The 23,488-nt window shown below is 71.6% G+C and carries 22 protein-coding genes; 18 read left to right on the forward strand and 4 right to left on the reverse strand.

The window, feature by feature from the left end; translation table 11 throughout:
• Positions 1-9 precede the first annotated feature (9 nt).
• Positions 10-2,340, forward strand: a complete 2,331-nt coding sequence (locus AB0P41_RS03420; RefSeq protein ID WP_365929805.1) for a glycoside hydrolase family 3 N-terminal domain-containing protein — start codon at positions 10-12, stop codon at positions 2,338-2,340.
• On the opposite strand, the gene AB0P41_RS03425 is transcribed toward AB0P41_RS03420, so the two are convergent.
• A complete protein-coding gene (locus AB0P41_RS03425; protein ID WP_356708289.1) occupies positions 2,297-2,872 on the reverse strand; it encodes a TetR/AcrR family transcriptional regulator in 576 nt (191 codons plus the stop codon). The genes AB0P41_RS03420 and AB0P41_RS03425 overlap by 44 nt on opposite strands.
• Positions 2,873-2,996: 124 nt before the next feature.
• On the opposite strand from AB0P41_RS03425, the gene AB0P41_RS03430 reads away from it, so the two are divergent.
• On the forward strand, positions 2,997-3,734 hold the full coding sequence (locus AB0P41_RS03430) for an SDR family oxidoreductase (RefSeq protein WP_365929806.1): 738 nt from the start codon (positions 2,997-2,999) through the stop codon (positions 3,732-3,734).
• A gap of 100 nt (positions 3,735-3,834) precedes the next feature.
• Here AB0P41_RS03430 and AB0P41_RS03435 read toward each other — a convergent pair whose 3' ends face one another.
• On the reverse strand, positions 3,835-4,299 hold the full coding sequence (locus AB0P41_RS03435) for an Asp23/Gls24 family envelope stress response protein (RefSeq protein WP_365929808.1): 465 nt from the start codon (positions 4,297-4,299) through the stop codon (positions 3,835-3,837).
• Between the two features lie 265 nt (positions 4,300-4,564).
• Between AB0P41_RS03435 and AB0P41_RS03440 the strand changes: the two genes are divergently transcribed.
• The 9 genes from AB0P41_RS03440 (at position 4,565) to AB0P41_RS03480 (ending at position 13,110) form a co-directional block, all read left to right on the forward strand.
• Positions 4,565-5,722 carry an acyl-CoA dehydrogenase family protein gene (locus AB0P41_RS03440; RefSeq protein WP_356708294.1) on the forward strand — a complete coding sequence of 386 codons (1,158 nt, stop codon included), beginning with the start codon at positions 4,565-4,567 and terminating at the stop codon, positions 5,720-5,722.
• Between the two features lie 21 nt (positions 5,723-5,743).
• Positions 5,744-6,619, forward strand: a complete 876-nt coding sequence (locus tag AB0P41_RS03445; RefSeq protein WP_356708296.1) for an acyl-CoA thioesterase II — start codon at positions 5,744-5,746, stop codon at positions 6,617-6,619.
• 29 nt (positions 6,620-6,648) lie between these two features.
• Complete coding sequence (locus AB0P41_RS03450) at positions 6,649-7,608, forward strand: cation diffusion facilitator family transporter (RefSeq protein ID WP_356708298.1); 960 nt, start codon at positions 6,649-6,651, stop codon at positions 7,606-7,608.
• 258 nt (positions 7,609-7,866) lie between these two features.
• Positions 7,867-9,333, forward strand: a complete 1,467-nt coding sequence (locus AB0P41_RS03455) for an ATP-binding protein (protein ID WP_356708300.1) — start codon at positions 7,867-7,869, stop codon at positions 9,331-9,333.
• The gene (locus AB0P41_RS03460) at positions 9,330-9,752 is read left to right on the forward strand and encodes a roadblock/LC7 domain-containing protein (RefSeq protein WP_356708302.1); all 423 of its coding nucleotides are present in this window, start codon (positions 9,330-9,332) and stop codon (positions 9,750-9,752) included. The genes AB0P41_RS03455 and AB0P41_RS03460 overlap by 4 nt, the downstream gene beginning before the upstream one ends.
• Positions 9,749-10,099, forward strand: a complete 351-nt coding sequence (locus tag AB0P41_RS03465; protein ID WP_356708304.1) for a DUF742 domain-containing protein — start codon at positions 9,749-9,751, stop codon at positions 10,097-10,099. The genes AB0P41_RS03460 and AB0P41_RS03465 overlap by 4 nt, the downstream gene beginning before the upstream one ends.
• Positions 10,077-10,676, forward strand: coding sequence for an ATP/GTP-binding protein (locus AB0P41_RS03470; RefSeq protein WP_356708306.1), 600 nt, complete (start codon positions 10,077-10,079; stop codon positions 10,674-10,676). Before AB0P41_RS03465 ends, AB0P41_RS03470 begins: the two co-directional genes overlap by 23 nt.
• Positions 10,673-11,995, forward strand: a complete 1,323-nt coding sequence (locus AB0P41_RS03475; protein WP_365929812.1) for a cytochrome P450 — start codon at positions 10,673-10,675, stop codon at positions 11,993-11,995. Before AB0P41_RS03470 ends, AB0P41_RS03475 begins: the two co-directional genes overlap by 4 nt.
• Positions 11,884-13,110 carry a cytochrome P450 gene (locus AB0P41_RS03480; RefSeq protein WP_365929814.1) on the forward strand — a complete coding sequence of 409 codons (1,227 nt, stop codon included), beginning with the start codon at positions 11,884-11,886 and terminating at the stop codon, positions 13,108-13,110. Before AB0P41_RS03475 ends, AB0P41_RS03480 begins: the two co-directional genes overlap by 112 nt.
• Before the next feature lie 88 nt (positions 13,111-13,198).
• Here the strand turns inward: AB0P41_RS03480 and AB0P41_RS03485 are convergent, their stop codons facing one another.
• On the reverse strand, positions 13,199-13,996 hold the full coding sequence (locus tag AB0P41_RS03485; protein ID WP_365929816.1) for a phosphatase: 798 nt from the start codon (positions 13,994-13,996) through the stop codon (positions 13,199-13,201).
• An 80-nt stretch (positions 13,997-14,076) separates the two neighbouring features.
• Entirely contained in the window at positions 14,077-14,691 is a 615-nt protein-coding gene (locus tag AB0P41_RS03490) for a TetR/AcrR family transcriptional regulator (RefSeq protein ID WP_356708314.1), read from the reverse strand.
• 110 nt (positions 14,692-14,801) lie between these two features.
• Here AB0P41_RS03490 and AB0P41_RS03495 point away from each other — a divergent pair, with 110 nt between their 5' ends.
• The 7 genes from AB0P41_RS03495 to AB0P41_RS03525 all read left to right on the forward strand — a co-directional run bounded on the left by AB0P41_RS03495 (position 14,802) and on the right by AB0P41_RS03525 (position 23,477).
• Positions 14,802-16,418, forward strand: a complete 1,617-nt coding sequence (locus AB0P41_RS03495) for a carboxyl transferase domain-containing protein (RefSeq protein ID WP_356708316.1) — start codon at positions 14,802-14,804, stop codon at positions 16,416-16,418.
• A 13-nt stretch (positions 16,419-16,431) separates the two neighbouring features.
• Complete coding sequence (locus tag AB0P41_RS03500; RefSeq protein WP_365929818.1) at positions 16,432-18,480, forward strand: biotin carboxylase N-terminal domain-containing protein; 2,049 nt, start codon at positions 16,432-16,434, stop codon at positions 18,478-18,480.
• A 17-nt stretch (positions 18,481-18,497) separates the two neighbouring features.
• Positions 18,498-19,427, forward strand: coding sequence for a hydroxymethylglutaryl-CoA lyase (locus tag AB0P41_RS03505; protein WP_356708810.1), 930 nt, complete (start codon positions 18,498-18,500; stop codon positions 19,425-19,427).
• Positions 19,428-19,434: 7 nt separating this feature from the next.
• Positions 19,435-20,601 carry an acyl-CoA dehydrogenase family protein gene (locus AB0P41_RS03510; protein WP_356708320.1) on the forward strand — a complete coding sequence of 389 codons (1,167 nt, stop codon included), beginning with the start codon at positions 19,435-19,437 and terminating at the stop codon, positions 20,599-20,601.
• Between the two features lie 271 nt (positions 20,602-20,872).
• Complete coding sequence (locus AB0P41_RS03515) at positions 20,873-21,901, forward strand: ABC transporter substrate-binding protein (protein WP_365929820.1); 1,029 nt, start codon at positions 20,873-20,875, stop codon at positions 21,899-21,901.
• A 70-nt stretch (positions 21,902-21,971) separates the two neighbouring features.
• Positions 21,972-22,823, forward strand: a complete 852-nt coding sequence (locus tag AB0P41_RS03520; RefSeq protein WP_356708324.1) for a siderophore-interacting protein — start codon at positions 21,972-21,974, stop codon at positions 22,821-22,823.
• Positions 22,824-23,201: 378 nt separating this feature from the next.
• A complete protein-coding gene (locus AB0P41_RS03525; protein ID WP_356708326.1) occupies positions 23,202-23,477 on the forward strand; it encodes a hypothetical protein in 276 nt (91 codons plus the stop codon).
• The last annotated feature ends 11 nt before the right edge of the window (positions 23,478-23,488 follow it).

The following is a 23,488-nucleotide window of genomic DNA, read 5'->3' on the forward strand; positions in this document are numbered from 1 at the left end:
AGGCTCCCGATGTCCGATCCCCTGTTCCGCGACCCGGAAGCGCCCGTCACCGACCGGGTGCGCGATCTGCTGTCGCGGATGACGCTCACCGAGAAGGTGGGCCAGGTCAACCAGCGGATGTACGGCTGGCACGCGTACGAGCGCACCCCGTCCGGCCACCGGCTGACCGACGCGTTCCGTGCGGAGGTGGCGGCCTACGACGGGATGGGCGCGCTGTACGGACTCCAGCGCGCCGACCCCTGGTCCGGGGTGACGGCGGAGACGGGGATCGGCGCCGCTGACGGGGCGCGGGTCTCGGACGCGGTGCAGCGGCACGTCGTCGAGAACACCCGGCTCGGCATACCGGTGCTGCTGGTCGAGGAGATGCCGCACGGCGTGCAGGCGCTGGACGGGACGGTGCTGCCGGTGAACCTGGCGGTCGGCGCCACCTGGAATCCGGAGCTGTACGAGGAGGCGGCGGCCCTCGCCGCCGGGCAGCTCCGGGCCCGGGGCGGCCACGTGGCGCTGGTGTCCGCGCTCGACCTGGTGCGGGATCCGCGCTGGGGCCGCGCCGAGGAGTGCTTCGGGGAGGACCCGTATCTGGCGGCGCGGTTCACCGAGGCGCTGGTGCGCGGGGTGCAGGGGCCGGCCGGTGACCGCATCGGCCGGGACCGGGCGGCCGTCGTGCTCAAGCACTTCGCCGGGCAGGGGGCCACGGTCGGCGGCCGCAACAGCGCGGCCACGGAGCTGGGCGCGCGGGAGCTGCACGAGATCCACCTCGTGGCGGCGCTGGCGGGCGTACGGGCCGGGGCGGCGGGCCTGATGGCCGCGTACAACGAGTTCGACGGCGTCCCGTGCGCGGCGAGCCGTCACCTGCTGACGGGGATCCTCCGGGAACGGTGGGGCTTCGGCGGCCTGGTGATGGCCGACGGGCTCGCGATCGACCGGCTGGTGCGGATGGCGGGTGATCCGGCGGCGGCCGGGGCGCTGGCGCTGCGGGCCGGGACCGACCTGAGCCTGTGGGACGACTGCTACCCCCGGCTGGCGGAGGCGGTCCGGCGCGGGCTGGTCGACGAGGCGACGCTCGACACGGCGGTCGGGCGCGTCCTGGCGCTGAAGTTCCGCCTCGGGCTGTTCGAGGATCCGTACACCGGCGCCCGGGTGACGGATCCCGCGCGCGTGGAGGAGCTGAGTGAGCGCCTCGCCCGCGAGTCCGTGACCCTCCTCGAACACGACGGGGTGACGCTGCCACTGGCCGATCGCCCCATCGGGACCGTCGCGGTGATCGGGCCGAACGCCGACTCCGTGCCGCAGCAGATCGGCGACTACACCGCGCCGCAACGGCCCGGCACGGGCGGCAGTGTGCTCGCCGGCCTCCGGGCCGCGGCGCCCGCCGGTACGGACGTCACGTACGCCCGGGGGTGCGGCCTCATCGGGGGCGACCGGTCGGAGCTGCCGGAGGCGGTGGCGCTGGCCTCCGCCGCCGATGTGGCGGTGCTGGTCCTCGGCGGGTCGAGCGCGCGCGAGTCCGGGACACGCTTCGACGCGAACGGGGCGGCCGTCGTCGCCTCCGGGAACCCGGTGGAGATGACGTGCGGCGAGGGCGTCGATCTGGCCGGACTCTCTCTGCCGGAGGGGCAGGCGGCGCTGCTGGACGCGGTCGTCGCGACGGGCACCCCGGTGGTCGTGGTGCTGGTCCAGGGCCGGCCGCACGCCCTGCCCGACCTCACCGGCAGGGCGGCGGCGGTGCTGAGCGCCTGGTATCCGGGCCCGTGGGGCGGGAGGGCGGTCGCGGACGTGCTGTTCGGCCGGTCGGACCCCCAGGGGAGGCTACCGGTCTCGGTGCCCCGCTCGGCGGCCCAACTGCCCGTGTTCTACAACGTGAAGGACCACGGCTACCGGGGTTACGTCGACCAGCCGGCCACCGCTCGTCATGCGTTCGGCCACGGGCTGTCCTACACGACGGTCGCATACGGCACGCCCCGGCTGTCCGTGCGGTCCCTGGCGGCGGACCGGTTCGACGGGCCGGCACCGCTGATCTGCACGGTCCGCGTCACCAACACGGGCGCCCGGCCCGTGCGGGAGACCGTCCAGCTCTACGTGCGCCGGGTGCTCGGCGGGTCTTCGTGGCCACGGGTGCGCGAACTGCGGGGCTTCGCCCGGGTGGAGCTGGCGCCGGGCGAGAGCACCGAGGTCGCCTTCCCCTTGGACGCGGCGGCGCTGGCCTCGTACACGTACGCGGGGGAATGGGCCGTGGAGCCGGGCGAGTTCGCGATCGAGACGGGGCCGTCGTCGCAGCGCACCCGGGCGGCCGGGCTCACGGTGACGCCTGCTCCCGCCCGGCCCGCAGACCGTCGATGACGACGGCGAGCATGCGTTCGCCGCGTTCCTGCCAGTCGGGCCCGTCGGCCTTCCACAGGAACGACACGAGCAGCAGCACCTCGTCGGCGTCGGCGTCGGGGCGCAGCTCCCCCGCCTCCTTGCAGGCGGTGAGCAGCAGGTCCAGCGCGGCGACGACCGGCGCGTAGTACTCGTTGCCCAGGTCGGCGCGGGTGGCGGCCTCGACGGCCAGGGACGCGCCGTGCTTGATCCGGCCGTAGGCGGCGAGGCGGCCGAACCAGAGGCGGAGCGCGTCGAGCGGCTCGTGCTCCGCGAGCAGAACCGGGGCGGCGTCGACGAGCGCCTCGACATCCTCCCGGTAGACGGCGACGAGCAGTGCCTCGCGGTTGGGGAAGTGCCGGTACATCGTGCCCTGGCCGATACCGACCGCCTTGGCGATCGACTGGAGTGTCGCGCCGGGGGTCTCGGTGAACGCGGTCCGCGCGGTGTCGATGATGCGCGCCCTGTTGTCCTGCGCGTCCGACCGCGTGGCACGGCGGCGTGGCTCCGTCATCGGCTCTCCCTCGTTCCGTGCGCACGGACGGCATTGCTTATCCGGACACGTGTCCGCTAACGTGGAAACCGTACTGGACACGTGTCCGCATAACAGTCTAGAGCGCCTGGAACGGAGATTCGGCATGCCTGGAACCGAGGGCAAGGTCGTGGCGGTCACAGGGGCGAGCAGCGGGATCGGCGCCGCCACCGCGCGCCTGCTGGCGGAGGGCGGAGCGAAGCTCGTACTCGGCGCCCGCCGGGAGGAACGGCTCGCGGCCCTGGCCGACGAGCTGCGGGAGAAGGGGTGCGAGGTGGCGTACACCGCGGTCGACGTCACCCGCCGCGAGGACCCGGCACGCCTGGTGGAGCTGGCCCGCGAACGCTTCGGCAGGCTGGACGTCCTCGTCGGCAACGCGGGGATCGGCCCGGTCTCACCGCTCGACGACCTGCGGGTGGACGACTGGGACGCGATGATCGACGTGAACGTCAAGGGGCTGCTGTACGGCATCGCGGCCGCCCTCCCCGTCTTCCGGAGCCAGGGACACGGCCAGTTCGTGCACACCCTCTCGACCGCGGCCTACCGGACGGTGCCCACCATGGCCGTCTACTCGGCCTCCAAGGTCGCCGCGCGCACCCTCACCGAGGGCCTGCGGCAGGAGGCCGGGCCGTCGATCCGGGTCTCCGCGGTCTCGCCGGGATTCGTGGCCACCGACTTCATCGACTCCGTGCCGGACGCGGACCTGCGTGCGCGGATGAACGAGTCGAAGGAGGAGACCGCCATCCCGCCGGCGGCGGTCGCGCGTGCCATCCGGTTCGCGATCGAGCAGCCCGACGACGTCGACGTCAACGAGATCGTGGTCCGCCCGACCGCCCAGGCCTGACCCGCCCCCGTCACCGCGTGTCGCGCAGCCGGAGAACTGACCCGGGACGGAGGCGGGCGCGGCGCCAGGGCGCCGGGCGGGCACCGGTCCCACGGGGTTCTCACTGCACGCGCGCGGAGCCCCGGCCCGAGCGGTCGTCCTTGTCCTCCTCGTCCCCGTCGTCGTCCGGGACGTGGACGTCGAAGACGTGGATGTTGATCTCGACGACCTCCAGACCGGTCATCGACTCCACCGCGTCCGTCACCTGGGCCCTGATCCGGTCGGCCAGCTTGTGGATCGGGACGCCGTACTCCACCTCCACGTCGACGTCGATCGCGGCCTCCTTCTCGCCCACTTCCACCTTGACGGAACGCCCGGCCCCCGAGGACCCCGACCTCCGCCCGGTGACCGCCCCCATGGCCTTGGAAGCCCCCCGGCCGACCGAATGCACGCCGTCGGTCTCGCGGATGGCGATTCCGGCGATGGTCGCGACGACACCGTCGGCGATGGTCGTCGTGCCGCGCCCGGCCTGCCCCGTGCTCCTGTCCGCGGTTGAACTCACGCCCTGGGTCCCGACATCAGCCATGACTGCCTCACAGAGAGTTGGTGCGGCGGGGCTGCTGGCGTCCCCGCCGGCTCTCATTTCACTGTGCGCCTGCCCGCCGCCGCCCGCCATCGAGACATACGCAGCGCTCTCCACCGCCACGCTCCGCGACCGGACGCCCGGTGGAACAGGGCGTGCGCAGCATCACCCTGGACAGCCGCCGTGACCGCCGGGTAACTTTTGACCAGGACTGAGCAAGCGCTTAGCCACCGCGACCGACGCTGAAGCTGACATCAGGAGGCATCCCGTGCGCCGTACGGTTTACAACGAGGACCACGAGGCGTTCCGGGAGACCATCCGCGCCTTCATCGAGTCCGAGGTCGTCCCCGTCTACGACGAGTGGTTCGCGGCGGGCCAGGCGCCCCGCGACTTCTACTACAAGCTCGCCGAGCTCGGCATCTTCGGCATCGAGGTGCCCGAGGAGTACGGCGGCGCGGGCGTGGAGTCCTTCAAGTTCGAGGCGATCCTGTACGAGGAGACCGCCCGCGCGGGCATCTCCTTCGGCGGCTCCGGGGTGCACGTCCTGCTCTGTCTGCCGTACCTCAAGGCGTACGCCACCGAGGAGCAGAAGAAGCGCTGGCTGCCGGACTTCGTCTCCGGCAGGTCGATGTACGCGATAGCCATGACCGAGCCGGGCACCGGGTCGGACCTGGCCGGCATGAAGACGACCGCCAAGCTCTCCGAGGACGGCACGCACTACGTCCTCAACGGTGCCAAGACCTTCATCACCGGTGGTGTGCACGCCGACAAGGTCATCGTCTGCGCCCGCACGGACGCCCCCAAGGCCGACGACCGCCGGCACGGCATCTCGCTCCTGGTGGTCGACACCAAGTCCGAGGGTTACTCGGTCGGCCGCAAGCTCGACAAGCTGGGCCTGAAGGTCTCCGACACCGCCGAACTGGCCTTCGTGGACGTCAAGGTGCCCGTCGAGGACCTGCTGGGCGAGGAGAACAAGGGCTTCTCCTACCTCGGCCAGAACCTCCCCCAGGAGCGCCTGGGCATCGCCGTCGGCGCGTACGCGCAGGCGAAGGCCGCCGTGCGGTTCGCCCAGCAGTACACGCAGGACCGCACCGTCTTCGGCAAGACCGTCGCGTCCTTCCAGAACACGAAGTTCGAGCTGGCCGCCTGCAAGGCCGAGGTCGACGCGGCCGAGGCCGTCTGCGACCGGGCGATCGAGGCCCTGGACGCCGGTGAGCTCACCCCCGCCGAGGCCGCCTCGGCGAAGCTGTTCTGCACCGAGGTCGCGCACCGCGTGATCGACCGCTGCCTCCAGCTGCACGGCGGCTACGGCTTCATGAACGAGTACCCGATCGCCCGCCTCTACACGGACAACCGGGTCAACCGCATCTACGGCGGCACCAGCGAGGTCATGAAGTCGATCATCGCCAAGTCCATGGGCCTCTGAGAACGGCTACGTTTCTCCTCCATGAGCGCAGCACTTGAATCCCTGCTCGATCTGCTCGACCTGGAGCAGATCGAGCAGGACATCTTCCGGGGCACGAGCCGTTCCGCGGTCGTGCCCCGTGTCTTCGGCGGCCAGGTCGCGGCCCAGGCCCTGGTCGCCGCCGGGCGTACGGTCCCCGAGGACCGTGGAGCCCACTCCCTCCACGCCTATTTCCTGCGCCCCGGGGATCCCGGCGCGCCGATCGTCTACAGCGTGGACCGGATCCGCGACGGGCGGTCCTTCACCACCCGCCGGGTCGTCGCCGTCCAGCACGGCAAGCCGATCTTCCACCTCTCGGCGTCCTTCCAGGTGCACGAGGAGGGCTTGGACCACCAGGCGGTCATGCCCCCGGCCCCGGACCCGGAGACCCTGCCGACCGCGGCGGAGATGCTGCCCCGCCACGCGCACCGCTTCACCGACCCGCGCATGGTGGACCGGCTGCTGGAGGCCAGGGCCGCGGTCGACCTGCGGTATGTGGACGCGCCGCCGTTCGCCACCGCCGGTGAGCCGCGCGAGCCTCGCTCCCAGGTCTGGTTCCGGACACACGGCAAGCTGGCGGACGACCCGCTGCTGCACGTCTGCATGGCGACGTACGTCTCCGACATGACGCTGCTCGACTCGGTGCTGCTCGCCCACGGGCGCGGCGGCTGGTCGGTGGGTGACGTGGTGGGCGCCAGCCTGGACCACGCGATGTGGTTCCACCGCCCCTTCCGGGCTGACGAGTGGCTGCTGTACGACCAGGAGTCACCCTCCTCGTCCGGTGGGCGCGGTCTCGGCCAGGCCAGGATCTGGACGGCGGACGGGAAGCTGGCCATCACGGTCATCCAGGAGGGCCTGGTCCGCGTCCCGAGGGACTGAAACCGCGCTATTCGGACATACTGCCGTCCATGAGTGACGAGCAGACCGGCGCCGGCGAGTCCACCTTCACCGTGGTGGTCGCGGCGGCCGCCAACCTCGGCATCGCGGTGGCGAAGCTGGTGGCGGGGCTGATCAGCGGTTCGAGCGCGATGCTGTCGGAGGCCGCGCACTCGGTCGCCGACACCGTCACCGAGGTCATGCTCCTGACCGCGCTGAAGCGCAGCGAGAAGCCCGCCGACGAGGACCATCCGCTGGGCTACGGCCCCGAGCGGTACATCTGGGCGATGCTCGCAGCCGTCGCGACGTTCGTGGGCGGCGCGGTGTTCTCCCTCTACGACGGGATCCACACCCTGCTGCGGGGTGAGGAACTCGGGGATCCGCTCGTGTCGTACCTCGTACTCGCGGTCGCCTTCCTGCTGGAGGGCTTCTCACTGCGTACGGGCGTCCGGCAGGTGCGCGGTGAGGCCGCGCGGCTCCGGATGCCCGCGCCGCACTATCTGCGCCGGACCCCGGACACGGCGGTCAAGGCCGTGGTGATGGAGGACTCGGCGGCGCTGGCCGGGCTGCTGCTGGCGGCGGGCGGCCTGCTCGGCGGGCAGCTCTCGGGCTCCGGGGTGTGGGACGGCATCGCCTCCGTCCTCATCGGCGTACTGCTGGTGTACGTGGCATGGGTGCTCTGCCGGTCCAACGCCCAGTTGCTGATCGGCCGGCCGCTGCCGGCCGGGATGCGGGACGGGGTGCGCGAGGAACTGCTCTCCGTGCCGCACGTCGTCGAGGTGGTGGAGCTGACCACGCTGATCCAGGGGCCGTCGGAGATGCTGGTCGCGGCGAAGATCGACTTCCGCGACGCGTCCACGGCCGCGCAGATCGAGTGGGCGTGCGAGGAGGCGGAGCAGCAGCTGCGGGAGCGCTACCCGTCGATCCGGCGGGTGTACCTGGACCCGACACCGGGGCGCGCCCAGCGCCTTGCGGCACGCGCCGACGGCTGAGCGGGGCGCCCCCGCACCGGCGCGGCCGGCCTGACTCACCGCCCGCCGGAGACATTGTGCCTATGTACCTTTTTACGTTTCATATCAATTTTTGGAATACCTCGGTGGTTCCTGAAATTACCCGAGGGCTCGAATTCCAGCCATGATCAGCGAATTCATTGCATCTGCGGCCAGGAACCGGTGTCCTTCTCAGGGTTGCCTCAACTCGCCCTGGCCGTACGCGGGCAGGGCATCCCCCCATCCACCGAGGACCTTGTGATGACGCACATATCGGAGGCCGGTCCCTGGGTACTGGCGCTGGCCATGACGGCCGTCGCCCTCACCCTGGCGCTCCTCCACCTCCGCACGCGCCGGTCGAACGCGGCACTGCGTGCTGAGGCTCTCACCGAAGCGCGGGCCGCGGCCGGCAGATACCAGGCACTGGAGGCCAATGCGCGGTCCGGCGCACAGGCGGCGGAGCAGGCTTCGGATGCCCGCTACCGGTCGATGGAAGCCACCCTCCTCGCCGAGGCGCAGGAGGCCGAGCGCGCCAGACTCGCCGCCGAGCAGCAGACCGGCCGGATGGGCGGGGAGCTGGCGTACTTCGTCGACACCCGGCTGCCGGCGCTCGTCACGCACCTGAGACACCGTCATGTGCCGGTCCCCGGAACGCAGGACCCGGAGCTCACCCACACCGACATCGGGGCCCTCCTGGAGCGGGCCCTGAACCAGGTCGCCCAGGTCGTCGTCGACACCGAGCAGCGGGTCGACGCCGGCGCCCAGGCCGTGCTGAGGGCCACCACCGCCGAGATCCAGGCCAAGTCCTACCGCCTCCAGGAGATGATCGAGGAGGCGCAGTTCACCTTCGACGACCCGGAGATCGCGAAACGGCTCGTATCGATGGACCGCACGAACGAGGAGAACCTCCGGCAGATCCAGGCGACCGGAGTGCTCTGCGGGGCGTGGCCGGGCCTGACACGGGAGGACTCCCACCTCGGTGACATCGTTGCCGGAGCCCAGTCCCGCATCGCGGGCTACCAGCGCGTCCAGATCACCAGCCAGCTCTCCGACCCGGTCGGGGTGGTGGCCCGGGCGGTGGAGCCGCTCGCCGTGATCGTCGCCGAGCTGCTCTCCAACGCGGTGCACCACACTCCTCAGGGCACGCGGCCCGTGGACGTCAGCCTGCACCAGGTGCAGGCGGGGGCGTGCGTGGTGATCGACGACCCGGGCGTGGGCATGACCGACGAGGAGCGGGAGTTCGCCGCGCGCATGCTCTCCGGTCAGCAGGGTGTCCTGCTGACCCATCTGGGAGATCCACCGCGCGCGGGGTTCGCCACGATCGGCCGTCTTGTGCAGCAGTTCGGCTTCACCGTCACTGTCGACAAGCCCTCGTCGTACGGCGGAGTGCGGGCCGTGGCGTTCGTCCCCGATCACCTGCTGATGCTGATGGATGAGGTGGCCCGGCCCATGTCGGCCATGTCCCCCGCCCTGCGCAAGCCCGAGCCGCCCAGGCAGGAGAGCCCCGCGCCGTCCCCGGCCGGCGGGACCGCCGGCGCGGTCGAACTGCCGCGGCGGCGACGCCAGCGAGCCGTTCAGGACACGGACCGGCCCGACCGGCAGGGCCCGGACCCGACGCCTGTGATCAGCCCGGACGAAGCGGCCCGGACGTGGGGCGCCTGGCAGACCGGCACCATGCGCGGATTCGAGGACGCGCACACCGACCAGGAAGAAGGCACGCAGCCATGACCGTCGTTCCCAAGCGCCCCCTCCTCAGGGACATGTCCTGGGTGCTCACCCCGCTTCTGGAGGTGCCGGGGGTCGTGCACGCCCTGGTCCTCTCCGGAGACGGGATGATCCAGGGCGCCACCCAGGCCCTCACCCGGGAGGCCGGGGAGGGCGCCTCCGCGATGGCCTCGGCCGTCCAGGGCGCCTGCAAGGAGCTGGTCAGGAAACTGGCGGGGCAGGAGGAGAGCCCCGTACTCCACCAGGTGGTGGTCAGCACGAACTACGGGTTCGCCTTCCTGATCCCCGCGGGCGACAACACGGTCATGGCGGTCTTCGCACAGCCGGCCGTGGACATGGGCGTCATCGCCCACGCCATGCAGGTGCAGGTCTCGAAGCTCGGCGACAAGGTGATGAACTCGCCTGCTCGGGCCCGGGGATGACGCCGGCGCCCCGCCGGCGGCTCGTACCGTCGTTCCTGGCCACCGACAGCGTCCAGCCGACGCGCAACACGCTGGACCGCCTGACCCTGCTGTCGTCCACCGGCGTCACCGCCGTGGACGACCTGACGCACGCGCAGCGCCGGCTGGTCGAACTCCTCCGGGGCGGCCCGCTGGCGCTGGTCGAGGTCGCCGCGCGCCTCGTGCTGCCGGTGAGCCTGGTCCGCGTCCTCGTGGCGGATCTCGTCGACAGTTCGCACCTGCACGCCCGCGCCCCCATCCCCGAAGCGAAGGCACACGATCCCCAGCTGCTAGAGAAGGTGCTCGATGGACTCCGCAGTATCCGATAACACCTTCCTCGACAGCGACGAGCAGACGCTGGTGAAGATCGTGGTGACCGGGCCTTTCGGCGTCGGGAAGACGACGCTGATCAACACGCTCTCCGAGACCGCTCCGCTGCACACCGAGGAGGTCATGACCCAGGCCGGTGCCGCGGCCGACGATCTCGCCGGGGTGCGGGACAAGGCCACCACCACGGTCGCCATCGACTTCGGCCGCAGGACGCTCCCCGGTGACCTGGTCCTCTACCTGTTCGGCACCCCGGGCCAGAAGAGGTTCAAGCCGCTCTGGGAGGACATCGCGCGCGGCGCCCTGGGCGCGGTGGTCCTGGTCGACACCCGCCGTCTCGACGACTCGTTCGACGTCATCGACATGATCGAGCAGCAGGGGCTGTCCTACGCCGTGGCCGTCAACAGCTTCCCCGACTCGCCCGACTACCCGCCCGAGGTGCTCCGCGACCACCTGGACCTGGAGTCGCACACCCCACTGGTCGTCTGCGACGCCCGTGAGACGACCTCGGCCGTGGACGTACTGATCGCGCTGGTGACCCACCTGCTCGCCGCCCACCCCGTCCTGGAAGCCTCATGAGCACCTACCTGCCCCTGGCCGTCCCCCTGTACGGCCCGGACTTCGCCGCGGATCCCGGGCGCGTCTACGCGCGCCTGCGCGCGTTCGGGCCGGTCGCCCCCGTCGAGGTGTCCCCCGGCGTCAGCGGCTATCTCGTCACCGACCGGGACGCCGCTCTCGCCGTGCTCAACGACCCCGACGTCTGGTCGAAGGACCCGCGGGTCTGGGAGAGCGGCCTCCCGGCCGACTCGCCGGTGAAGCCGATGATGGGGTGGCGGCCCAACGCCCTGTTCAACGACGGCGCCGAGCACCGTCGTTACCGGTCGGTCATCACCGACAGTTTCAGCCGGATCGAGCCGCACGACCTCCGTCGGCAGGTCGCGGAGACCGCGGACGGCCTGATCCAGGACTTCGCCGGCACGGGTGAGGTGGACCTGGTCGGTCAGTACGCCCGCCCGCTGCCGCTGGTGCTGTTCAACGCGATGTTCGGCATGCCGCCCGAGGACGGGCCCCGCCTGGTGGCCGCCATGGGTGGCCTGTTCGAGTCCGAGCCCGAGCACGCGATCAAGGCGAACGAGGACTTCGGCCGGTACATGGACGAGCTCATCGCGCTCAAGGTGAGACAGCGCGGCGAGGACCTGACGAGCTGGTTCATGGACCACCCCGCCGGTCTGGCGCCGGAGGAACTCGCCCACCAGGTGATCCTCACGATGGCCGCCGGGCAGGAGCCGACCACGAACCTGATCTCGAACGCGCTGTCGCGCATGCTGTCCAACCCGGACTACTACAGCAGCCTCTCCAACGGTGCCCGCACCGCCCGCGACGCCATCGACGACGTGCTGCGCCACGAGCCGCCGATGGCGAACTACAGCGCGCACTACCCGCGGCGCAACATGCAGATCGGCAGCACCTGGATCGCCGCCGACAGTCTGGTACTCATCTCGTACCACGCGGCGAACACCACCCCGGACGGTTACGACGGCGGCGAGCGCACCGACGGCGGCGCGCACCTCGCCTGGTCCTCCGGCCCGCACGCCTGCCCCGTCAAGCAGCCCGCCCTGCTCATCGCGATCACCGCGATCGAGAGGCTCACCAGCCACCTCGGTGACCTCGAACTCGCCGTGCCCCGCGAGAGCCTGCAATGGCGCCCCGGCCCCTTCCACCGCGCACTGGCACACCTCCCGGCCCGCTTCGGTCCCATCACGCCGCAGAAAACTGGAGTCACCCCATGGAGCAGCAGCCCCTCGTCCTCGACCCCGCCGGCCGCGACATCCACGGAGAGTCCGGTCTCCTCCGCGAGCGCGGGCCGGCGACCCGGGTCGTACTCCCCGGCCCCATAGACGCCTGGGCCGTCACCAGCCACTCGCTCCTCAAGGAACTCCTGACCGACGACCGCGTGACCAAGGATCCCCGCGCCTGGAACGCCTGGCAGCGCGGCGAGATCACCCCGGACATGTGGGTCTACACCTGGGTGGCGGTCAACAACATGTTCACCGCCGCGGGGCAGGACCACCGCCGCCTGCGCAAACTCATCACCCCCGCGTTCACCGCACGCCGCATCGAGGCGCTGCGGCCCGTCATCCAGAAGATCGCCGACCAGCTGCTGGACGACGTGGCGATCAGCTCCGACGGCACGGTGGACCTGCGCAGCTCCTACGCCCACCCGCTGCCGATGCAGGTCATCTGCCATCTGTTCGGGCTGCCGGAGGAACTGCGGCCGCGCATGGCCCAGTTGGTGGAGAAGGTCTTCGACACGACCATCGAGGACGCCGCGTCGAACTTCGCGGAGCTCCAGCAGATGCTGACCGGCCTCATCGCGAGCAAGCGGCAGAACCCCGGCGACGACATGACGAGCGTCCTGATCGCCACCCGTGACGAGGACGGCGCCCGCCTGAGCGAGGCCGAGCTGACCGACACCCTGCTGCTCATCATCAGCGCCGGCTTCGAGACCACCGTCAACCTCATCGGCAACGCCGTCCGCGCCCTGCTGGACCACCCCGAGCAGCGCCGGCAGGTCACCGAGGCCGGTGCGAAGCGCTGGAACGACGTCGTCGAGGAGACCCTGCGCTGGGAGCCGAGCGTGGCCCACCTGCCGCTGCGCTACGCCGTCGAGGACATCGACCTGCCGGACGGCCGGCGCATCGCCCGGGGTGAGGCGATCCTCGCCTCCTACGCCGCGGCGGGCCGGGAGCCGGCCCAGCACGGCCCGGACGCCGACCGGTTCGACATCGACCGGTTCGGCCGGGAGCACCTGGCGTTCGGCTACGGCGTCCACTTCTGCCTCGGGGCCCCGCTCGCGCGCCTGGAGGCCGATGTCGCCCTGACCACCCTGTTCGCCCGGTACCCGGACCTCTCCCCGGCGTCCCCCGCCGCGGACGTGCTCCCCGTGGAGTCGTTCATCGTCAACGGCGCTCAGCGCATCGACGTCACGCTGAACGGCCGGACCACGGTCTGAGCACGGGAGAGCCGAGGGGACGGGCCCGGCCGGCCGGTCCCGGTGACGTCCACCGGCCGGCCGGCTCGACGGGCTCACTCCCGCGTCGTCACTCCCGGTCCTCGGCGGGGAGCAGTCCGGCCGCGTCCAGGAGGTAGTCGGTCATCAGGTCGTAGTAGCGCGGGTCGGTGACGTGGTCGTCGAGCGGCACGGTGACCTGGAGGGTGCCCTCCGCCTCGCCGAGGAAGAGCGCGGGGTCGTTGCAGTCGGCGTAACCGATCGAGTCGATCCCGCGCTGTCCCGCGCACCCGGCCCATCCGTGGTCGGCCACGACCAGGTCGGGCCGGGGCCGGCCCTCGCGCTCCAGGCCGTCCAGGATGGCGGCCATCGGCACCGGTGAGTGCGTGTGCCACAGGGTCGCGCCGCGCTCCAGGACGGCGACGTCGGCGAACTGGAAGACCATGCCCTCGTCCGCCATCAGGCCGCCGGGGATCCGTACGATCTCGCATCCGGCGGTCCGCAGCGCGTCCCCGGTCCGCCGGTGCACGTCGAGCAGCCCGCCCGGGTGGCCGGTGGCGAGCAGCACCCGTTCCCGGCCGGCCGCCGCCTTCCGCAGCCGCGCGGCCATCCGGTCGAGGGCGTCGACCGTCAGCTCGGGGTCGATGGTGTCCTGACCCTGGCGGTGCTCGGGGTCGTCGTTCACCCCGCATCTCTCGGCCATCACGGCGAGGACGTCCTGCTCGTCGGTCCACCGGTCGCCGAGCTCCAGCCCCAGCCAGAAGTGGCGGTTGCCGTTGGCGAGCTGGCGGTAGTGGGAGAGGTTGTTGTCGCGGGGGGTGGCGACGTCGCCCGCGATACGTGTGCGGACGAGGTGCTCGACGAGTTCGGCGCGGCTGGGTATCGGCATGCACCCATTGTGCCGTCGGCGGCGCGCTGTGTGCCTGGTGTCTCGTACGGCGGAATCCCGCGGACGGTACGGCGTCCGGGTTACGAGGCCGCCGCCTCGAAGGCCCCGCGCGCCAGCCGGTGCAGCAGGGCGGCCGTGGCCGCCCTGCCCGGGAGGGCTTCCGGGCGGGTCAGGTGGGGGGTGGAGTTCAGCAGGCCGAACACGGCGTGGACGGTGACCCGGGCCTCGTTCTCCGCGAGGGCCGGGTAGAGGGCGCGTACGGCCTCGACCCAGACCTCGACGTACTGCCGCTGGAGCTGGCGCACGCGCTTGCGGTCGGTGTCACGCAGGCGGTCCAGCTCGCGGTCGTGGAGGGTGATCAGGGGGCGGTCGTCCAGGGCGAAGTCGATGTGGCCCTCGATGAGCGCGTCCAGGAGCGCCTCCGGGGAGCCCTCGCGGGACGCGCCGTCCTCGGTGACGCGCAGCTTCCCGCCGGCCAGCAGGCGCTCGCTGATGCCGACGAGCAGTTCGGCGAGCATCGCGTCCTTGCCGGGGAAGTGGCGGTAGAGGCCGGGGCCGCTGATACCGACCGCCGCCCCTATCTCGTCGACCCCGACACCGTGGAAACCGCGCTCGGCGAAGAGGCGGGCGGCCTCCCGGAGGATCTGCTCGCGGCGGGTGGGAGCCGCGACACGGGCGGCGGCGTGGGTGCTCATGGGGATTCATTCTAGACAGGCGGGTTAGCGCTCGTTAACCTGAGCGTCATGCGTTAACGCTCATTAACGTTCATCCGATCACCGCGGTACGGGCAAGGGGGCTCGACAGGATGCAGCAGGCACCGGTCCTGGTGAGCGCGGCCGATCCCGCCTCGGAGGCCTGGCAGGCCAACGAGGCGGCGCATCACGCGCTCGCCGAGGAGCTGCGTACGCGGCTCGCCACAGCACGGCTGGGCGGGGGTGAGAAGGCCCGCGCCCGGCATGTGGCGCGCGGCAAGCTGCTGCCCCGGGAGCGGGTGGACACGCTGCTCGATCCGGGCTCGCCCTTCCTGGAGCTGGCCCCGCTCGCGGCCGAGGGGCTGTACGGGGGCGCGGCGCCGGCCGCCGGGGTGATCGCCGGAATCGGGCGGGTCAGCGGCCGGGAGTGCGTGATCGTCGCCAACGACGCGACCGTCAAGGGCGGCACGTACTACCCGATGACCGTGAAGAAGCACCTCCGCGCCCAGGAGGTGGCCCTGGAGAACCGGCTGCCCTGCCTGTACCTGGTGGACTCGGGGGGCGCCTTCCTCCCGATGCAGGACGAGGTCTTCCCCGACCGGGACCACTTCGGGCGGATCTTCTACAACCAGGCCCGGATGTCGGGCGCCGGCATCCCGCAGATCGCCGCGGTGCTCGGCTCGTGCACGGCGGGCGGGGCGTACGTCCCGGCCATGAGCGACGAGGCCGTCATCGTCCGGAACCAGGGCACGATCTTCCTGGGCGGCCCGCCGCTCGTGAAGGCGGCCACCGGTGAGGTCGTCACGGCCGAGGAGCTGGGCGGCGGCGAGGTCCACTCGCGTACGTCCGGGGTCACCGACCATCTCGCCGAGGACGACGCGCACGCGCTGCGGATCGTGCGGAACATCGTCGCGACCCTCCCCGGCCGGGGGCCGCTCCCCTGGTCCGTGGAGCCAGCCGAGGAGCCGAAGGCGGACCCCGCCGGCCTGTACGGCGCGGTGCCCGTCGACTCGCGTACGCCCTACGACGTGCGTGAGGTCATCGCCCGGGTCGTGGACGGCTCCCGCTTCCAGGAGTTCAAGGCGGAGTACGGCCAGACGCTGATCACCGGCTTCGCCCGGATCCACGGCCATCCCGTCGGGATCGTCGCGAACAACGGCATCCTGTTCTCGGAGTCCGCCCAGAAGGGCGCCCACTTCATCGAGCTGTGCGACCAGCGCGGCATCCCGCTGGTGTTCCTCCAGAACATCTCCGGCTTCATGGTCGGCCGTGACTACGAGGCCGGGGGCATCGCCAAGCACGGCGCCAAGATGGTCACGGCCGTGGCGTGCACCAGGGTCCCGAAGCTGACGGTCGTGGTCGGCGGGTCGTACGGCGCGGGGAACTACTCCATGTGCGGCCGGGCCTACGGGCCGCGCTTCCTGTGGATGTGGCCCAACGCCAAGATCTCGGTCATGGGCGGCGAGCAGGCCGCCTCCGTGCTGGCCACCGTCAAGCGCGACCAGATCGAGGGCCGCGGCGAGGAGTGGCCCGCCGAGGAGGAAGAGGCGTTCAAGGACCCCGTCCGCGCTCAGTACGAGCAGCAGGGCAACGCCTACTACGCCACCGCCCGGCTGTGGGACGACGGTGTGATCGACCCCGTGGAGACCCGGCAGGTGCTGGGGCTCGCCCTGACCGCGTGTGCCAACGCCCCGCTGGGCGACCCCCAGTTCGGCGTCTTCCGGATGTGATGTGAGGACTTCCATGTTCAGCACTGTTCTGGTCGCCAACCGTGGCGAGATCGCGGTCCGGGTCATCCGGACCCTGCGCGAGCTCGGCGTGCGGTCGGTCGCCGTCTTCAGCGACGCGGACGCGGACGCCCGGCACGTCCGGGAGGCGGACACGGCGGTACGGATCGGGCCGGCGCCCGCCGCCGAGAGCTATCTGTCGGTGGAGCGGCTGCTGGACGCCGCCCGCCGCACGGGCGCGGAGGCGGTTCACCCGGGCTACGGCTTCCTCGCGGAGAACGCGGCCTTCGCCCGGGCGTGCGCGGAGGCGGGGCTGGTCTTCATCGGCCCGCCCGCCTCCGCGATCGCGCTGATGGGCGACAAGATCCGCGCCAAGGAGACCGTCGCCGCGGCCGGGGTGCCGGTGGTGCCCGGCTCCTCCGGGAGCGGGCTCACCGACGCCCAGCTGGGCGCGGCCGCCCGCGAGATCGGGATGCCCGTCCTGCTGAAGCCCTCGGCGGGCGGCGGCGGCAAGGGCATGCGGCTGGTGCGCGAGGAGAGGCTGCTCGCCGACGAGATCACGGCGGCCCGGCGCGAGGCGCGCGCCTCGTTCGGTGACGACACGCTCCTCGTGGAGCGGTGGATCGACCGGCCGCGCCACATCGAGATCCAGGTCCTGGCCGACGGCCACGGCAACGTGGTGCACCTCGGCGAGCGCGAGTGCTCCCTCCAGCGCCGCCACCAGAAGATCATCGAGGAGGCCCCCTCGGTCCTGCTCGACGAGACGACCCGGGCCGCGATGGGCGAGGCGGCCGTGCAGGCGGCCCGCTCCTGCGGATATGTCGGGGCGGGCACGGTCGAGTTCATCGTCCCGGGCAGCGACCCCTCCTCGTACTACTTCATGGAGATGAACACCCGCCTCCAGGTCGAGCACCCGGTCACCGAGCTGGTCACCGGGCTCGACCTGGTGGAGTGGCAGTTGCGGGTCGCCTCCGGAGACCGACTGCCCTACGGCCAGGGCGACATCACGCTCACCGGGCACGCCGTCGAGGCCCGGGTCTGCGCGGAGGACCCGGCGCGCGGCTTCCTGCCGTCCGGCGGCACGGTGCTCGCGCTGCACGAGCCGGCGGGCGGCGGGGTGCGGACCGACTCGGGGCTCAGCGAGGGCGTGCCGGTCGGCAGCACGTACGACCCGATGCTGTCGAAGGTCATCGCCTACGGCCCCGACCGGGCGACCGCCCTGCGCCGGCTGCGGGCGGCGCTCGCGGACACGGTGGTGCTGGGCGTCCCGACGAACGCCGGGTTCCTGCGGCGGCTGCTGGCCCATCCGGCGGTGGCAGCGGGCGATCTGGACACCGGCCTCGTGGAGCGGGAGGCGGACGGCCTGGTCCCAGACGGGGTTCCGGAGGAGGTGTACGCGGCGGCGGCGCTGCTGCGGCAGCCGTCCCCCGTTCCCGCCGGCGGCTGGGTCGATCCGTTCTCGGTGCCCAGCGGCTGGCGGCTGGGCGGCACTCCCGCGGAAACCTTCCACCACTTCCGCGTCCCCGGCCATGACCCGGTGCGCGTGGGTCTGCGTACGGGCGCGGGGTCCACGGCGGCGCTGACGTTCGGCCACGCCGGGGACCGGGAGGAGCCCGTGGACACGTGCGGTCCGGTGCCCTCGCTGCCGGGCGCGGAGCGGTCCCGGCTGGTCGAGGCGTCCGGGAGGCGGGTCGTCGTCGAACTCGACGGCCTGACCCACACGTTCAGCCTGGCGTCGTCCCCGGACGGTATCTGGCTCGGCCGGGACGGGGACGCCTGGCACGTCCAGGACCACGACCCGGTCGAGGCGTCCCTCAGCGGCGCCGCCCGTTCGGGCGCCGACACGCTCGCCGCGCCCATGCCCGGCACCGTGACGGTGGTGAAGGTGGCGGTCGGGGACGAGGTCGTGGCCGGGCAGAGCCTGCTGGTCGTCGAGGCGATGAAGATGGAGCACGTCATCTCCGCCCCGCACGCGGGGACCGTCACCGAGCTGGACGTCATCGCCGGTGCCACGGTCGCCATGGACCAGGTCCTGGCCGTGGTGGCCCCGAGGGAGGAATCGTGACCGACACCGGTCTGCCCATGACGGTGCCCGCGCCGGGGCTGCCCGCCCGGATCCGCATCCATGAGGTCGGCGCCCGCGACGGACTGCAGAACGAGAAGACCGTCGTACCGACCGGGGTGAAGGCGGAGTTCGTCCGCCGTCTCGCGGAGGCCGGGCTCTCCACGATCGAGGCGACCAGCTTCGTCCATCCGAAGTGGGTTCCCCAACTGGCGGACGCGGAGCAGCTGTTCCCGATGCTCGGCGAGATCGCCGACGTCGGGGACGTGGCCCTGCCCGTCCTGGTGCCCAACGAACGCGGCCTGGACCGGGCGCTCGCGCTCGGTGCCCGCAGGATCGCCGTGTTCGGTTCGGCGACGGAGACGTTCGCCGCCCGCAACCTCAACCGCACGGTGGACGAGTCGCTCGCCATGTTCGAGCCGGTGGTGGCCCGGGCGAAGGCGGCCGGGGTGCATGTGCGCGGCTACCTCTCGATGTGTTTCGGCGACCCGTGGGAGGGCGCCGTGCCCGTCGCGCAGGTCGTCCGGGTGGCCAGGGCGCTGATGGACCTCGGCTGTGACGAGCTCTCCCTCGGCGACACGATCGGTGTGGCCACCCCGGGCCATGTGACGGCGCTGCTGACCGCGCTGAACGAGTCGGGAGTCGCCACCGGCACGATCGGGGTGCACTTCCACGACACGTACGGCCAGGCGCTCTCCAACACCCTGGCCGCGCTCCAGCACGGTGTGACGACCGTGGACGCCTCGGCGGGCGGCCTCGGCGGCTGCCCGTACGCGAAGAGCGCGACCGGCAATCTCGCCACCGAGGATCTCGTGTGGATGCTCGACGGCCTCGGTGTCGAAACCGGGGTCGATCTCGGCGCACTCACCGCCACCAGCGTGTGGATGGCCGAACAGCTGGGCCGCCCGAGCCCTTCCCGTACCGTCCGCGCGCTGTCCCACAAGGAGTGAACGACACATGTCCCTTGACCACCGGCTGACCGCCGAGCACGAGGAACTGCGCCGTACCGTCGAGGAGTTCGCACACGATGTGATCGCCCCGAAGATCGGCGACTTCTACGAGCGCCATGAGTTCCCGTACGAGATCGTGCGGGAGATGGGGCGCATGGGCCTGTTCGGCCTGCCCTTCCCCGAGGAGTACGGCGGCATGGGCGGCGACTACCTCGCGCTCGGGATCGCCCTGGAGGAGCTGGCCCGGGTCGACTCCTCCGTGGCGATCACGCTGGAGGCGGGTGTCTCGCTCGGCGCCATGCCGGTCTTCCGCTTCGGGACCGAGGAGCAGAAGCAGCGGTGGCTGCCGAAGCTCTGTGCGGGCGAGGCGCTCGGCGCGTTCGGCCTGACGGAGCCGGACGGCGGTTCGGACGCGGGCGGAACGCGGACGACGGCCGTGCTGGACGAGGCCGCCGGCGAGTGGGTGATCAACGGCTCCAAGTGCTTCATCACCAACTCGGGTACGGACATCACGGAGCTGGTCACGGTGACGGCGGTCACCGGCCGCAAGGAGAACGGCGCCCCGCGCATCTCCGCGATCATCGTCCCGTCGGGCACCCCCGGCTTCACGGTGGCCGCCCCGTACTCCAAGGTCGGCTGGAACGCCTCGGACACCCGTGAGCTGTCCTTCTCCGACGTCCGCGTCCCGGCGGCGAACCTGCTGGGCGAGGAGGGCCGTGGTTACGCGCAGTTCCTGCGGATCCTGGACGAGGGCCGGATCGCGATCTCGGCGCTGTCGACGGGCCTGGCGCAGGGCTGTGTGGACGAGTCGCTGAAGTACGCGAGGGAACGCCACGCCTTCGGGAAGCCGATCGGCGCCAACCAGGCCATCCAGTTCAAGATCGCGGACATGGAGACGCGGGCGCACATGGCCCGGGTCGGCTGGCGGGACGCGGCCTCGCGGCTGGTGGCGGGCGAGCCGTTCAAGAAGGAGGCGGCGATCGCGAAGCTGTACTCCTCGACGGTGGCGGTGGACAACGCCCGCGAGGCTACGCAGATCCACGGCGGCTACGGCTTCATGAACGAGTACCCGGTGGCCCGGATGTGGCGCGACTCCAAGATCCTGGAGATCGGCGAGGGCACGAGCGAGGTCCAGCGGATGCTGATCGCCCGCGAGCTGGGCATGGACGCCTGACGAACGCGGAGCTGCACGTGGACGACGACTTCGGCGCGATCTCCAAGGTGTGCCCCGGCATCGACATCCCGCGTCTCCAGCCGGTCACCGGCTGAGCCGGACGCTCCAGGCAGCCGCCTTCCCTGGTCACGGGGGAGGCGGCTTTCCCGTGGGCCGGTAACGGAACGGCCGCTGCCTCTTGCCCTCCACGTCCGCGCTATGTGAGGTTAGGCTAGCCTTCCTTCGAATCGTCAGCGGGCGCCCTGGGGCGCGTACGAAAGCAGACCCACTCATGTCCAACCTCCGGACCAGCCCACTCTCCCGCCGCGGCCTGCTGGCCGCCGGTGGTGCCGTCGGTCTCGGTGCCGTCCTCGCAGCCTGTGGCGACGGCGACGAGAAGAGCTCCGCCTCGGGTACGGGTGCGGAGAAATCCGGCCCCTGGTCCTTCAAGGACGACCGCGGGCAGACGGCGAAGGCCGATTCCGTACCGAAGAACATAGTCGCGTTCATCGGTGTGGCCGCCGCGCTCCACGACTACGGGGTCGAGGTCAAGGGTGTCTTCGGTCCGACGAAGACCTCCGACGGCAAGGCCGATGTGCAGGCCGGCGACCTGGACATCAGCAAGGTCGAGGTGCTCGGCAACGTCTGGGGCGAGTTCAACGTCGAGAAGTACGCCGGTCTCGCGCCGGAACTCCTCGTCACCGCCATGTGGGAGAAGGACGCCCTCTGGTACGTGCCGGACCAGTCCAAGGACAAGATCCTCAAGCTGGCCCCGAGCGTCGCCCTGTGGGCCGCGCAGACCACCGTGCCGAAGGCGATCCAGCGTCATGAGGACCTCGCCGCCTCCCTCGGTGCCGACATCAAGGCCAAGAAGGTCACCGACGCCAAGGCCGCGTTCGAGAAGGCGGCGGCCCGGCTGCGCGCCGCCGCCAAGTCCCAGCCGAACATCAAGGTCATGGTCGGCTCGGCCAGCCAGGACCTGTTCTACGTCTCCCTCGCCAAGACGTCCGCCGACACCCTGTACTTCCAGGAGCTCGGCGTGCAGTTCGTCGAGCCGAAGGTCAACGCGGCCGGCTTCTTCGAGGAGCTGAGCTGGGAGAACGTCGACAAGTACGACGCCGACATCATCATGATGGACAACCGCTCCTCGGCCCTGCAGCCCGACGCCCTGACCTCCAAGCCGACCTGGGCCCAGCTGCCCGCCGTCAAGGCCGGCCAGGTCGTCCCGCGTACGACGGAGCCCATCTACTCCTACGACAAGTGCGCGCCGATCCTCGACGCCCTCGCCGAGGCCATCGAGAAGGCCAAGAAGGTCAGCTGACCCTCCGGCCCTGCCGGGAGCGGATCCCGGCAGGGCCTTCGCCGTTCCGGTTCCCGGGAGGACCCCTCGCATGACGACCGCCACCGCACCCGCCGTCGCCCCCTACCGGTTCTTCGGCCTGACGGTCCTGAGGACCAGCAGGCTGAGCCCCTCCATGCGCAGAATCACCTTCGGCGGACCGGGGAGCGAGGGCTTCGTCGCCGGGGGCAGGGACCAGAGCCTCTCGATCTTCCTGCCGCACCCGGGCCGGACCGAGGCCGTCGTCCCGGTCGACGAGAACGGTGAGTGGTTCGCCGCCTGGCGGGCCCAGCCCCCGGAGGTCCGGGCCCTGATGCGGTCGTACACCGTGCGCGCCCAGCGGTACGCCCCGGACGGCTCGACCGAGATCGACATCGACTTCGCCCTCCACGCGGACGGCGGACCGGCCTGCCGTTGGGCCGAGGCGGCCGCACCGGGGCAGCGGCTCACCGTGCTGGGCCCGACCGGCGAGGACAACAACGGCATCCGCTTCCAGCCGCCGCAGGACACCGGCTGCGTCCTGATCTGCGCCGACGAGACGGCGCTTCCCGCCGCCTCGGCCGCCCTGGAATGGCTCCCGGCCGGCACGAAGGCCAGGGTCTGGCTGGAGGTCCCGCACACCCAGGACCGGCTGGACATCCGCACCGAGGCCGACGCGCACATCACCTGGCTCGTACGGGAGGAGGGCGCCCCCTCCGCCGTGGACGCCGTGCGCGCCGCCGCACTGCCCGAGGGCACTCCGTACGTCTGGATCGCCGGCGAGTCGTCCGGGGTAAAGGCGCTGCGCCGCCACTTCGTGCGGGAGCGGGAGTTCGACCGCAGGCGCGTCACCTTCACCGGCTACTGGCGGCGCGGGCTGAACGAGGAGCAGCTGAGGGAGCAAGCGGCGCGGGTCGCCTCGTAACCGCTGCCCGGCCCGGCGGAACCGCTTCGAGCGGACCGGGCAGTCGGTTACGCAGTGGCGCGAGGCCGGCAGCCCCCTCGCCGGATCCCCTCCACGCTGGCCGGAACCGCGCACCGGCCGGCCGAGGAACCGACCGCGGCCGCACAGCTCACCGTGGCCGGTTTCCGGGCGGTGGGGACCGGCACGACCGAGGGGTACCCCCGTTTTGCCGCCAACGGCGGGCAGCCCGGCTTCGCCCCTCTCCCCCTCGCGGCCACTGAGGCCGAATGATGAGAACGTAACGGACATTCCCACCCCTTCGACTCTCCAGGATGAGATTCCTGCCCGATATCGGGCAGATTTCTTGCGTAGCGCCTCCGATCCACGCAATATCGACGAGTGCTCGAACACCGCCCCACGCATGACGACCTCATCGACCACCTCGTACGCTCCACCGCGCTCCAGCGCGGCGAGGCCGCCCGGGTGATCCTCGACGTGCTGGCGTACTTCGACGAGACGACCGAGACCTTCGTCCGGCGCCGCCACCGCGAACTGCAGTCCGGCGGCCTGGTGAACACGGAGATCTTCGAGCGGATCGCGGCCGAACTGCCGCACCGCGCGGTGGCGCCGCAGGAGCTCTCGCTCCGCCAGTTGCGCCGCATCGTCTACGGCTGAGCGGGACGGCC

Origin of the sequence: Streptomyces sp. NPDC079167 (genome assembly GCF_040686735.1) — a bacterium.
In the GTDB taxonomy this organism is placed as follows: domain Bacteria; phylum Actinomycetota; class Actinomycetes; order Streptomycetales; family Streptomycetaceae; genus Streptomyces.